Here is a 14,138-nt window from a genome sequence, read left to right as displayed (position 1 = left end):
TTGTTGTTTACAAAATGTTTATTCCCTTTTTGAATGCATTGATGAACGGATTATTCTGTTTTGTCCATATACTCCATGATAAACCCATACCGGTAAGAGCGATTGCCGTCAATGGTGTATGGCTTCATGGTCTGTGCGCCCCATCCGTCGTTTCCACCTACTCCGTGTATGTTGGAGTCGATATTCAGGTTGATGAAGTCGCGTTCGGGCAGTTCGTGCGCATGCTCTTTCCCTTCCAGGTCTTCTTCCCCGTAGGGCCATATACGGAAACATAGGGGTTGCAAGCCTTTGACTTGTATTTTCCATCGCTCACTGTCTCCCAGCATGAACCAGCGTGTATCGCACCGGTTGGCATTGTCTTGCGGTACGATGTAGTTCGTGATAAATTCGTGTATGCCACACTCGTAGACTCCCAGGAAAGCGGCGCTCTTGCGGTCGGGATAGTTCTCGAACTTGCCGCGTCCGTACCAGGCTATCCGGTTCAGCGCCGAGGGCATTCTCATGCGCATACCGAATTTGGGCATCAGCGGAATATCTTCCTTTTCAGGCTGATAGGTTGCTTCTACTTGTATGCGGCCTTTGCCGTCCACAGTGTAGCGGAGATGGTAACCGGCTCCTATCCGGGGGAGGGAGAGACTGGCATCCGCTATCACCATACCATCGTTTACGGTTGCTTGGTATGCCTTTACGATACGTTTTTGCTCTGCATTTTTCCAAGCGCTCAAACGTTCATTGTAGCCGTTGCGGACCTGAATGTCATTTGCCGGTTTCCAAAAATAGGGTTCCAAGGCACTGTGCAACAACTCTTCTCCCTTGACTCGCCAACTCACCAAAGCACCGGTACCTTTTTCTATGGTGAACAAGGCATCGGCGGCTATAATTTCCACCGCTTCGGGTGTCTCCTTAAACGTGGCCTTCCCGCCGTCATCCTTCAATTGTGGGAATTCATAGTCATGATACGTAAGTTGTTCCTTGGCAACTTTGAAGCCCTTCTCTGCCCACGTCGTGGATTCCTTCAACGTGGCATATACATTGAGGCAAAGTTCCCCACACTTATCCGGTCTTGAAGGTACCTCCAGCAGATTCCCTTCGGACAAGTGGAGGTCGCCGTTGCGTACAGCCTTTCCGTTGCATATCCACTCATAGCTGTAATCGAATTCATCCAAATCGGAAAACGCATACCCGTTGGTCAATTTGATTTGCTGTGTTCCCTTCTTTTCAAACTTGATGTATTGATATACTTTTTGTACTTCATAGTAATGGGGGTGAGGCACCCGGTCGGGAGATACCAGCCCGTTAATGCCGGTGGGACCGTCGTTGGGATAGTCCCCGAAATCTCCTCCATACGCCCAGAATTCATCGGGCAGTAATGGGAGTGACGAGGGGCTCTCGCCGAAACTTAACGGTGCACCGTTAAGCTTTTTAGGAATGCCTTGGTCTACCCAGCACCAAATGGCAGCTCCGATAATACTTTCGTCCTTTTCAATCACATCCCAATACTCCTTGAGGTTGCCGATGGAATTTCCCATGGCGTAGGCATACTCTCTCATGAATACGGGGCGGTCGGTTATTTTCTCGCCAAGTTCCTTCAAAGCGTTGGGATGCAGATAAGCTTCGTCATAGACATCGGATACGGTGCGGTCTGTATCGTCGTATATCGGTCTGGTGGGGTCTAAGGCACGGATTGTGTCTGCCATAGCTCGCAAATTGGCACCGCTTCCACCCTCGTTGCCCAATGACCAGAATAGGATGCACGGATGGTTCTTGTCCCTTTCCACCACGGCTACTGCCCGGTCCACATGGGCCAGTGTCCATTGAGGGTTGTCTCCTAATACTTTGTTCCCCAAACCGTAGGCATGACTTTCGTGGTTCGCTTCGTCCATTACGTAGATTCCATACTTGTCACATAGCTCGTACAGCAATGGCAGATGTGGATAGTGGGACGTGCGTATCATGTTGATGTTGGCTTGTTTAATCAGCCGGATATCTCTCTCCATCGTCCGGCTGTCGACAAAGAATCCCATACGGGGATGGAAGTCGTGACGGTTCACTCCTTTCAGCTTGACGGCTTTCCCGTTGACTTTGAAGACGTCTCCCGCGATTTCTATTTTCCGTATGCCCCAATGGTATTCGAACGATTCCAAAAGTTCATTCTTCCTGCGAAGCTTGATGTGGATGTCATATAGATGCGGTTTTTCGGCAGACCATAGTTGAGGCTCCCGGAGCATTTCGGACAGTGTGACGCTCGTTTCAGAAAAGGCCTGAATAGTACCTACGGGAGCCACCATTTTTTTGTCGAGTTTATTTCCTCTGTTGTCTTTCCCCACCAGGTTTATTTCTACGGTCAGGTCTTTTACTTTGCGGTCGGTCTGGTTTCTTATCCAAATTTCGGTTCCGAATGTAGCTGAACGCATGTCGTCCGACAAGTCGCTGCTGAACCTATAGTCCCGGATATTTGTCCGGGGACGTACCCATAGCTCTACCGGCCTGAGTATTCCACTAAGCCGCCACATGTCCTGGTCTTCCAGATAACTGCCGTCCGACCACCGATACACTTCCACTGCCAGACGATTGGCTCCGTTCTTCACAAATTCGGTTATGTCAAACTCGGCAGGCGACATCGAATTCTGGCTGTAGCCTACCCGCTCTCCGTTTACCCAGACATACATGGCCGATTTTACTCCTTCAAAGTGAAGGTATAGGCACTTGTCTTTCATATCGGGCGTCACTTCGAACGTGGTGACATAAGAGCCTGTGGGATTTCTGTGCCCGTAACTGTAATATTCGGCGGGAGGCTCGCTTGTCACTCTGGGTGCATCCTTCTGGAAGGGATAGTTTACGTTGGAATAGATAGGTTTCCCATAACCTTGCAATTGCCATGCTCCCGGCACTGTGATGGTATCCCATGTGTCGGTATTGAAATCATTCTTGTAGAAGTCGGCCGGGCGCTTTCCCGGGTCGGCAGACCATTGGAATCGCCACTTGCCGTTCAGGGATATGATTTCTTTGCAATCGACTTTTTGCGAAGGCAATGTCAGTGTGGCATGATACGGCTCTTTGTTGATGCCGACTACAATAGGATTCTCCCAGTCCGGAACTTCTTGGGCGCCGGCATATAGGGCACTTAGCAATAGAAAGGCAAATATCTTTTTTCTCATTTTTTCTCATGTTTTCTGATGGTCAATAAACTTCCATGATGAGAATTCCCCAGGGGGGCAATGTTACATGGTCTCCTTCTTTTACAGTCTTGCCGGAAATCAGCTCTTTGGACGTCGGATAGTTATGAGTGATTTCTTTGCTCTCGCTGCTGTAATTGAAGAAGTAACGGATGGCTTTTCCGGCTTTGTTTATTCCCGAACGCTGTATGATGGGGAACACGTCGCTCTCTGAAGAGATGATACCGGCATGGATGGCTGCCTTTCGCACGATGGCATTCAGCAATTCCTGCGAAGGGTAGGCTCCTATGTAGGTCAGTTTGCCTTTGCCATACTTGTTTTCGGTGACAACGGGCCATTTGCCGAAGAATGGATGCTCTGCATAAGCCAACGGGGTGGCTGTCTCGGGAATCAGGAATTCATACCAGTCGCTTATCTGGTTCTTTCCCTCTAATTGAAAGGGGTTATCCTTTAATGATAAGTCACCGATAGTGGAGAATTCTTGGTAATGGAAGCCGCAGGCTTTGCGTAGCGGCCCGGGAGCCAAGGTGGCCCGAACTGCGGAGTGCTCATTGCAGTAACCGCTTTTGTGCATCATTACCACGTGTCCGCCGGACTGTACGAATTCATCAATGGCTAATAGTAATTGGTCGGTAGCCACATACAAAGGGGGAATGACAAGCATGTCATATCCGCTGAAATCGGTTGTCTTGTCACAAGGGATGATGTCCGTTTCTATGTTTTGGAAATAGAGGGCTTTATGCACCATATCAATGGGATAATTGCTCTTGTAAGTGTAGGGCATGAAGCCGAGAGCATGATAAGAATCATGACTGTAGAGGATAGCTGCTCGGTTTTTCTTTTTCAAGTTCACGATGTGGCTGCCTATTCTTTCCAACTCTTTGGCGGTGGTGGTGAATTCCTTGTATATGCGGTTGGGTTGGATGTCATGGCCCAGCACGCCGCGCCAGTATGTCTCCTGCCCATAGTGCAGGGTAGACCAGTGCCAGTATTCCACCATATTGGCTCCGGAAGCATAATGTGCGTACACATTCTGCCGCAACTGGTTGTCGTATGGAGGAAACTGGGTGCGGGCATCCCAGCCGATGCCTTGTGCGTTGGTTTCCATGACGATGTAATTGTTGTCGGCTACGGTGCGCACGAAGTCACCGGCATAAGCGATGCGCTGGCCGTCTTGTTTATCCTGTACATCGTGATAGACATTGATGGCAGGATATTGCATTTGCCTGAAACTTTCCACTTGGTCTATATTATGGAAGTCGGGCATAAAGCAGTGAGTAACAAATTGGTCTTTACGCTTGTATTCATTTACAAGGTCGCACTGCCAATTCAGGAAATCGGCCACTTCCTTCCGGTTATAGCGCTCCCATTCATTCTTGTACGAAGGGCTTGTCACTCCATCGCGCGGATAGAACTCTTCCCAGGTGTTGATGTTCATTCCCCAGTAGTTCATTCCCCATTCCTTGGCAAGCAGGTTCAGGTCATTGTTGAATTTCTGTTTGATGTAGTTCCTGAATCCGAAGAAATAGTCTCTGTTGTTTACTCCGCGCGCTTCTGTTTCGTTGTCCACTTGATACCCGATGACTGCCGGATGCTGTGCATATCTTTCCAGCATCTTGCGGATAATCCGTTCGCAATAGAATTGGTAGGTCGGGTTTGTAAAATCCATGTTCTGTCTGATTCCATAATAGGCTTTGTTCCCTTTAGCGTGTTCTGCCAGCACTTCCGGGTGTTTGTATGCCAGCCATGCAGGAATGGAATAGGTGGGAGTTCCCAAGATGACTTTGATTCCTGCTGCATGCATCTTGTCCAGAATGCGGTCCATCCATTCAAATTCAAAGGTTCCGTCTTGCGGCTCAAATACTCCCCAGGCAGATTCTCCAACGCGCACTACTGTCAGGCCGGCTCTTTTCATCAGCCGGATATCTTCATCCAGTCGCTCATAGGGCATATACTCATGATAATAGGCTGCGCCATAAAGCACGTTGTCGAATGAATACTGCGCTTTTATTTGTAGAGCGCTTAAAAACAACACTAATAGAATAAAGTAATTTTTGTTTTTCATAATCTTACCAGTCCGATACAATGTTTTTATTTCATCATAGGTTTTATGCTGATGGTTCTCCGATATTCCTGCGGCATCGCTTTGTAAGCACCGAATACACCGCGGGCTGTACAACCGACCCCGGTAGTGGCATAATCGAGATTCAGGGTCATGCCTTTCTGCTTCTGCAATTGGTAGGTATACATCGCTTTCGTCAGGTTATCCGTGCTGTACGGATAAATGTTGAAGTTAAACCATTCGTTCATCTTGAATTGAAGGCCGATGCCTTTGTCCGTAGTCAGTTGCAACCAGCGTACATCTGTCCGCAATCCGTAATCTTGTGGCATTAGATAGGGCTCGTACATAGCTTGTACGGTAGAGGCATATATCCCCGTCGGATAGCCGGTTTTCCGGTCCGGATAGTTCTCTTGCGGTCCTCGGCCGTACCATTTCACTTGGTCGAGCGCATCGCTTACGGTCAGCGTAAGTCCTATACGAGGAAACCAAAGCGGCATTTTCCCTTCAGGCTTCAATACATGGCGTATCTCTATCGTCCCTTCACTATTGATAATATACTCATAGTGGTTGATGATGCCGTTGTTCTGTACTCCTTCGATGTAGAGGTCTTTTTTCTCTTTTTCTCCTTTGCCCATCAATTCCGCATCAATGATGTGTATATGTACGCCTTCGGTGGTTTCGGACACCGAAAAAGAGAGGGGCTGATGTGTCAGGCGGTCAATCCCTGCAGAATACATTTCTGTGGCTACCGTGTATCCGTAACCTTCTTTCCAGTTGGAGGAGCGGGCACTGGAAGCATTCCAGTTGTCCAGCTCATTGGCCAGCGGGGCACGCCAAAGATTCAGCCGGAGCGGTGACTCCAGCAGTTCCATATCTTGAACAACCATCGACGTCAGTTGTCCGTCAGTACGGTTGAAAACATATTTGAAGCCCTCTCCGGAGACAATCAATTCTTTCTCCGAAAGTGAATAGGAAGGTATGCCTTGAACCTTTTCTTCCGAAGAGCATGGCAGGCTCCAAGGCAGTTCAAGTTCTTCCCATGCCACCTCATGTCCGGCTTTTGCCCACAATTCATCTTTTTTCAGGACGGCATGAAGCATCAGGCGGTATTCTTTGCCGGGAATCAGGGCAGGCTTCTTATAAGGTATGTGCACCAGTTCACGACTAAGCGGTGCTGTTGAGAGTGCCAAGTCGCCCGATTGAATAACCTTGTCATCTTCTTTCAATTCCCATCGTATGGCATATCGGGAAGCATTTGTATAATGATTGCGATTCCATAACTCAACGACTCCCTCTGTCACATCCGACATGGAAAAAGAAAGAGGTTGTCCGGTTTTCTTCATTTGCCACATTTCGGGCTGTACGCTACGGTCGGGCCAGATGCTGCCGTACGTACGTGCACCGATGCCGTAACTGTAGAATGTACCATTTTCCGTCTCTTGCTCAAAATCTAGCCACAGAGCGGCTTCTTCCGGGTGAAAAGAGGAAGTCAGTGCCTTGGCGAAAATGCCGACTTCGTCCATTTGAGCATCGCAGATGTAGACCGAAGTCTCTTGGCCGTGTGTTTCTGCATTCCGACCGATGTTGACGGGGTAGGGGAAGTTCCGGATATTGCCCGATGCTTGTGTGGAGGCCTTTTCTGCTCCGTCTATATAGATGGACATTTTCTGTCCGTCGTAGACGCACGTCACTTGATGCCAGTTGTATTCCCAGTCAGTAGGCAAGGAGGCGCATACGGAATGCTTTTTATCAGTATAGATATAAAATTCCAGTTTGTCTTTACCGCGTTGTTGCAGCCCGAACTGATAATTGCCTTTTGTGATGAATGAGCCGCAACTGCTTACCAGTTTCCGGGGGTAGATTCTGCAAGTGAGTGTCAGTTCATTACTGTTCAACTCCACATTGTCTGCACGATAGACCTCTACCCATTGGTCGTGACCGTTCAAGTCCAGCACCGTGTTCTTTCCTTCCTTCACCAAGCGGGCATTTCCCATCAGATGGGCGGGAGTATGGAAGGGCGAAAGGTCGTCCACTTGCCTTATCCGTTCGGTCAGTCCCGGACTTACAAAATCCCAGATGGCCCCTCCTATCAGGCGGGGATGTCGGTAGATGGCTTCCCAATAATCGTCCAGGGCACCGCCGGCATTGCCTGCAACCGATAAGTATTCATCCATAAACGATGGTCGGGAATCCTCTCCTATGCCTACCTGCATTTCCAGTTCCATAGGAGTAGGGTAACGGGGTCCGATAATATCTTCTGCCGGATGGGAGAATGCATTTCCGCCATACATCCAGAAGCGGGTGGGGTCCAGCGATTTCCCTTCTTCAATGGTGTGGGTAATGTTGATACCTTCACCGCTTTCGTTTCCTGCGCTCCAGAACAAGACGCAGGGATGGTTTCTGTCCCGTAACACCATTCTGCGGCATCGCTCGCGATACATCTCTTCGTATTCCGGGAGACTTGAAATCCATTCCGAGGCATGGGCTTCATCGCCCACCTCGTCTATGATATAAAGCCCGTATTCATTGGCCAGTTCCAAATACTTATTCACCGGAGGATAGTGAGAGGTACGTACGGCATTGAAATTAAACTGTTTCAACAATTCAAAATCCTTGCGTATGGTGGCTTCGTCCATGACATGTCCCTCTTCGGGATGCTGCATGTGCGAATTTTGTGCATTGACTTTCAGTGGGATACCGTTAAGATAAAAAACACCGTCTTTGATTTCCGTCTTTTTGAATCCGATGACCGTTTCTATCTTGTCTTTCTGCAGACCGGCCGGATTGGATAATTCCAGACCGAGCGTATAAAGCTCGGGTGTCTCGGCTGTCCATTTCCGGGGTTCTTGTACCAAGGTATGCAACTGTATTGTCTTTTCCGCAGCGTCCATTTCAAATGGAGTTGCGGAAAAGTTACAGATAATCTTGCCGTTTTTATCCTTTAAGTAAGCTTTCAATCCATAATTCTCATTTGGCTTCTTTTGGTAGTCCTTGATTTTTACCTGAATACTTAACTGCGAATCGGTATACGTATTATCAAACTCTGTGATTACTTGCCAGTCGAATATCCTGACAGCAGGTGTGGCGTACAACCATACGTCGTCAAAGATTCCGGCCAGTCGCCAATAATCTTGTCCTTCCAGGTAATAGCCGTCCGAATACTTTAGTACACAGACAGCCAGCGTGTTTTCGCCCGGCTTCAAATAAGGAGTGATGTTGTATTCGGCAGGTTCTTGTGCTCCTTCATTGTAGCCCACTTCATGACCGTTGACCCATACAAAAGAAGCGGATGCCACTTTCTCGAACCTTAAAAATATCTGGTCTTTTGCTGCCCAACTTGCAGGTACCTTGAATGTTCGCCGGTATAGTCCGGTAGGGTTATACTCTTTGGGAGCATGTGGTGGATTCACCCCGAAGGGAGCAGATACATTTCTGAACAGCTTGTCACCATAACCTTGCATTTCCCAGTTTGAGGGAACTTTGATGTCGCCCCATTGCTTATCCGGGAATTCGGGGTTAAAAAAGTGTGCAGGTATCCCTTCCGGTGTATCGCACCAGAAAAACTTCCATGTCCCATTCAGTAGCATGCTCTTTTCGGGCATATGCCAAGCGTGTCCTTCCTCTTGTCCTTTTTCAAATACAGAAGGGTTGTCTATATACCAGAGCATATCCTTAAGGAAGGATTTGTCTTGTGCATAGGATTGCAGGCACAAGGCTACTGAACACAATGGCAGAAACAGTTTTCTCAGATTCATTTTTTTGTAATTCGTGCTGTCCATCCACCGCCGGGTGCCAGTTGTACATTGAGTTTGTCTTTGGCAGTGACGATGCGTACTTCTTTTTTATAGTCGGTAGCTTCACGGTCGGCATTGATGCCGTCGGCAAAGATTTCGGCTTCGTAGTTGCCTTCGCTGAGGAAGGAGAGGTCGATGGTGCAGCTACGCGGAGTCCAGTTGGTCATGCTGCCTACAAACCAAGTGTTTCCTTTGCGGCGTGCTATCGTGATGTATTCGGCTATTTTACCATCAAGAGCAATGGTTTCGTCAAAGGTAGTGGGAACCTTGGCGATGAAGTCGGTGCATTCCTGTTCCTTCATGTATTTGCTGGGACTGTCGGCAAGCATCTGCAAGGGTGCTTCGAAGACGGTGTACATAGCCATCTGGTGTACACGTGTACCTTGACTCATGGGGTGGTCGTTGACGGAGCGGAACAGGGAACGGGTGGCATTTACCATAGCTCCCGGCGTATAGTCCATCGGACCGGCGAGTTGGCGCAGATAGGGGGCGGTAACGTCGTAGCGCGGGAAGTCATGCAAGGGTGCACCGTTCACGATGGGCTCCCACTTGCTGTTTTCCAGTCCTTTCACACCTTCAAAGTTGAGGATGTTGGGATAGGCGCGCTGGATGCCGAAGGGTTTCAGTCCGTGTAGGTCAAGCAACATGTGATGCTTGGCGGCACATGCTGCGAGTTGTTCGGTAGAAGAGATGGCGAGTTGGTCGTCGCGGTCGAAGAAGTCAATTTTGAAACCTTTGATTCCCATTTGTGCGTAGTGGCTGATAACTTGTTCCACGGCAGGGGAGATGTCGCCTCCTCCCGTAAGATTGCGCCAGCTTGCCCAGAGGATGATGCCTATGCCCTTTTGGTTGCCGTATGCCACCAGTTCTTCGAGATTGATTTCGGGACTGATGTCTTCCATTAATGATTCCTTTCCGCTCCAACCTTCGTCGATGATGATATACTCCAGCTGGTTTTCGGCGGCAAAGTCGATGTATTTCTTATAGGTGGGCGTATTCATGCCTGCCTTGAAGTCCACGCCGGTCAGGTTACAAGTATTCCACCAGTCCCATGCCACTTTTCCGGGTTTAATCCAGGATGTGTCAGCGATGCGGCATTCGGGTGCGAGGCGTTGCATCATGTCGTTGTTGGCGAGTTGTGTGTCGTGGGTAACAACAAGCACGGCACGCCAAGGATAGGTCTGTTTCCCTGTGGGACGCCCGTTGGGGCAGAAGTAGGGGGCATTGTTGGGCTTGCTGATAACGTCGGCACGTTTGGTAGGGACGAGGTTCAAGCGGTCATAGCCTCCGATGACTGTTTCCAGTGGATAGGGGGCGAATTCTGCCTTCACTCCGTGGGGCATCTGTGGGTTGGCAGTGAGGAACATGCCGGGATAGTTGGACAATCCGGCTTCCATAATGACGGCTTTCTTTCCGTTCTCCAGTTCTACCATCAGCGGAGTAATGGCAAGCGAGTCTTTGTACATGCGAGAGAGGGGGGCCTCATCGTAGTAGGACTCGAAGGAGTAGCAGTAACGCTCGCCGGCGCGATTGTCGTTAATATAGGGCACGAAAGCGTGGTAATCGCGGTCGAAGTTGAACTCGGCAATCTCGTCCTTCACGCAGAAAGGTTTGCGCAGTTCGGAAACAAAACGATAGGCGGCTCCGTCGTCGTAGGCGCGGAACTGTATGCTATAGCCGTTACGGCATTTCAGCGTGAGTTGGTTATAAGTGTCCTTCACACTCGCCTTTTTGTAGAAAGGAGTGGGGAAGGAAGTGTCGACGGAAGTGCGGGTAGCTTTGGTCACCTTCACATCTTTGCCGAAGGTGAAAGCAATGGGCTTTCCCTCAGATTCAGTGCATTGCATGGCAATGTCTGAAGGCAAAAGAACGGTGGTACCGTCGTGGGCAATCGCCCAGTTGAGGGCTTGTCCGGCTTCGATGTTGACAATTAGTTTTCCGTCCGGTGAATTCAGTTGATATTGCTGTGCTTGTGCCGTCAATGCACAAGAAAGCAATAGGCTGGCGAAACAAGTGCTGATTCTGTTCATTTTTATTTGATTATTGATTATGAATATTTGTTTAATTCCGTGGATATTTAACCGGAATAGCCATCATTTCTTCTAAGAAGAGAGGGTCGTCGAACTGGCAAGTCTGTCGGTTGTATTGTCCCCCCGGAGTGTCCCATAGCATTGGGCACATGCCGCGCGAGTAGATGGCTTCGGTTACGGAAACACAGAAGAGTCTTATCACTTCCTTTGTTCTGTTTCTGGAGTCGGCGCAATATTCGCCTATGATGACGGGGATTCCTTTGTCTACGCAATTCTTCTTCAGTAGGTCCATATTGTCGTTCAGTTCCTTGAAGTCAGCTTCCGTTCCCCAGCTTTCCCGGCCTACACCCCAATCGACAACCTCGCCTCCACCCAGTATGGCAAAGTTTGCGGGAGTATAGTAATGCACTGTAAGAGCAAGTCGGTTTGCGGGATCATTCGGCATCTTGAACAAGGGGTCGTAAGCATACTCCAAGTTGGTGTTGTAGATTTCCACCAACAGATGACGTTTGGCGTTGTTGCCGCCACTGTTTCTTACTATGTCGACAAAGAGCTGGTTGAGGTCGTTCACGTATCCCAGTGCCTTTGCCTTGTCGGCTTCACTACCGCCCCACGGAGTCCAAATCTCATCGTATCCGATTTCATTCATTGGCTCGAACAGTAAGTGGTCACCGTACTTTTCGAAGCGTTCACATATCTGTTTCCAGATGGAAGTGAATTTTTCTTTTGCTTTGCTGTCGGTGGGTACTTGTTTAATCCATTCGTTTTCGTGGTGGATATTGATGATAGCCACCATGCCACAGTCGAGGGTCCAGTTTAGGATTTTCTCTACGCGGTCCATCAGGTCAGGATGCACTTTGAAGTCGTCGGACAGCAGATTGCCCCAGCTGACCGGTATGCGCAGAGATGAGTAGCCCGCTTTGGCATATCCTTCAATGATTTCTTGTGTGATAATAGGGCTTCCCCATGCTTGTTCGTAATTGAGAATGTTGCTTGGGTCTATCCAGTCGCCCACGGCATCCAGCGTGTTGCCTAGGTTGATGCCCAGTCCCATTTCGTTAATCAGTTGGTGGGTTGTGAGATTCTCGCGTACAGTGTATTTTTCCGGTTCATCGCTTTGGATATAGGCCGCCTGCTCCACGTTGATTTCTTGTATATGCTCCTTTACGCTGACGGTGATGATGGCGTTGCGCACGTCGGGCGTAGTGTTGGGTTCTACGGTTATGTTATAGATTGCCTGTACGGGAGTGCTGCTTTCCGAGGTTACTTTGCACCATGCTTCCGAACTTTGGAAAGTGGCTGGTTCATTGGGGGTGATACCGAATTTCTTGCTACCACCCGTTTGTTCAAAATGGAAAGAAGTAGGCTCTACGATGATTTTCAGCTCCTTTTTATCGTCAGAGCAAGCTGTCATCAGAAATAGAACCAGGCTGGTTAATAAGGTTTTCTTGAAGATTTGTGTCATGGTATCGGTAAAATTTCGTTTTAATAATTTCGGTGTATTTATTTTTAGACGCTGATTCAATTGAATCAGCGTCTAAGAGTTTAAAAGAAGGTGTCACTTTGTGTAATCCTGTGCCAGAATTTAATTCAAATTATTGTATCTTGACAACTCGGAAATTATCAAAATACATTTCGATGTTGTATGGACCGTTTTCGCTGGGATTTGTCATCTGGAGTGCCAACTCGTCACCGTCACGTTTTTGGAACTCGCCCCAAGTGGTTTCGTCTACCAGTTCGGAGAGCGGAATGCTGCACTGCATCCATTGGCCTACTTCGGTTTTTCCGGTGAAGTCGCTCACCGGACGATAGTTCGTGTAGTTGTGAGCCTCATTCCCTTTGAGGTAGATGCGGAATACAGGACCTTCGCCATATTCCACTGCCACGAAGCATTCGAACTGCAAAGCCAGTTCGGAAGTCGGTGTATCGGTAGGCAGGAAGGCTGTGTCAATGCCCCATACGGCACCGTTCTGCAATTGGCCCCACCAGTAATTCCATGCTGAAAGTTCCCCTGATATGCTGTAGCATTTACCATCCGAGAAGAAAGGAGCTGCTGTACCGTCGGCAGTGACGGGTACAGCTTGCCCGCCCCAGGAGAACCAACCGATGTTGTCATAGTTCAATACTATATTCTCCAAAGGATAGAAGCCCGGAACTTCGGCAGTACCGCCCATTGTGGTAATGGCGAGTGAGCAAGTGCCTTGCGGTGCACGCGGCATGGTAAAGGTAAGCATATCGTTAGCTTCGCTTACGGTAACAGTAGAGAGATCTACCGAGCGATTGCCCATTGTGATGGAGGCGATATCCATAAAATTCTGTCCCAGTACGGTAACTGTGGTACCCGTGATAGGCATCATGGAGCTTACCTTGCTGATACTTGGTGGGAGGGCTGTGCGACGGAAGGGAGTAAATGCGGATGCGGTATAGCACTCCACTACCAGACTGCCTTCATCAATCAGGCCTGCGGGAGCATTGAATGATATTTCGTCAAAGTTCTTGTTTACCGTGTAGTCCGTTACTTCTACCGAAACAGGTGCATTGGTGATGTCGTCCACGGCAGTGGTGAAATAAACGCGCTGAATTTCGTAGAAGTTACCGCCCACGATGCGCAGAGGCGTGCCCGTCTCCACGGGGAAGGTTGTGGCTACACGGGTGATGTAGGGTGCGGGCGAGAGTACATGCATGGAGTACGTGGCAATGCCGTGCGAGGTCTCGATACGCAGTTCGCCTTTCAGTTCGGGGTTGGCACCCGTCAGTTGCAATTCGCCGGGGATAGTGAGGATGAGACTGGTGGAAGTGCCGTAGTTGCTATTGAACGAAACTTCTTGTTCGTTGATGAACACTTTCCGCACATTATTCAGATTTTCGCCGATGACTACAATCATGGTGCCCGGATTTACATCGGTGAACGTACTGTCGGCCTTCTCTGGGTCGACAAGACGGATGTGGTGGATTACGGGAACACCGCCGCCCTCGTCATCGTTGCAGGCGGTGAAAAGGTTGCATGCCAACAGGATGGTGAGCAACACAAAAGGAAAATGTATATATTTCATATTAAAGTCGTTATTTGAGATAA

The 14,138-nt window shown here is 49.0% G+C and carries 6 protein-coding genes; all 6 read right to left on the bottom strand.

Going from position 1 to position 14,138, the window contains the following annotated elements; translation table 11 throughout:
• Nucleotides 1-50: 50 nt before the first annotated feature.
• Nucleotides 51-3,158: a glycoside hydrolase family 2 TIM barrel-domain containing protein gene (locus DW096_RS10250; protein ID WP_120028747.1), complete on the bottom strand. Its 3,108-nt coding sequence runs from the start codon at nucleotides 3,156-3,158 to the stop codon at nucleotides 51-53.
• 22 nt (nucleotides 3,159-3,180) lie between these two features.
• Nucleotides 3,181-5,241, bottom strand: a complete 2,061-nt coding sequence (locus DW096_RS10245; RefSeq protein WP_057281388.1) for a beta-galactosidase — start codon at nucleotides 5,239-5,241, stop codon at nucleotides 3,181-3,183.
• A gap of 26 nt (nucleotides 5,242-5,267) precedes the next feature.
• A complete protein-coding gene (locus DW096_RS10240) occupies nucleotides 5,268-8,993 on the bottom strand; it encodes a glycoside hydrolase family 2 TIM barrel-domain containing protein (RefSeq protein ID WP_227212764.1) in 3,726 nt (1,241 codons plus the stop codon).
• Nucleotides 8,990-11,062 (bottom strand): glycoside hydrolase family 97 protein, encoded by a 2,073-nt coding sequence (locus DW096_RS10235; RefSeq protein ID WP_005834638.1) that lies wholly within the window; start codon nucleotides 11,060-11,062, stop codon nucleotides 8,990-8,992. The genes DW096_RS10240 and DW096_RS10235 overlap by 4 nt, the downstream gene beginning before the upstream one ends.
• Before the next feature lie 31 nt (nucleotides 11,063-11,093).
• The gene (locus DW096_RS10230; protein ID WP_005830286.1) at nucleotides 11,094-12,527 is read right to left on the bottom strand and encodes a cellulase family glycosylhydrolase; all 1,434 of its coding nucleotides are present in this window, start codon (nucleotides 12,525-12,527) and stop codon (nucleotides 11,094-11,096) included.
• Between the two features lie 130 nt (nucleotides 12,528-12,657).
• The gene (locus tag DW096_RS10225; protein ID WP_057281386.1) at nucleotides 12,658-14,115 is read right to left on the bottom strand and encodes a glycan-binding surface protein; all 1,458 of its coding nucleotides are present in this window, start codon (nucleotides 14,113-14,115) and stop codon (nucleotides 12,658-12,660) included.
• Nucleotides 14,116-14,138 lie beyond the last annotated feature (23 nt).

It is taken from the genome of Bacteroides sp. AM07-18 (genome assembly GCF_003602695.1).
Classification (GTDB): Bacteria; Bacteroidota; Bacteroidia; order Bacteroidales; family Bacteroidaceae; genus Bacteroides; species Bacteroides uniformis.
This window is presented reverse-complemented; position numbering and strand designations above follow the sequence as displayed.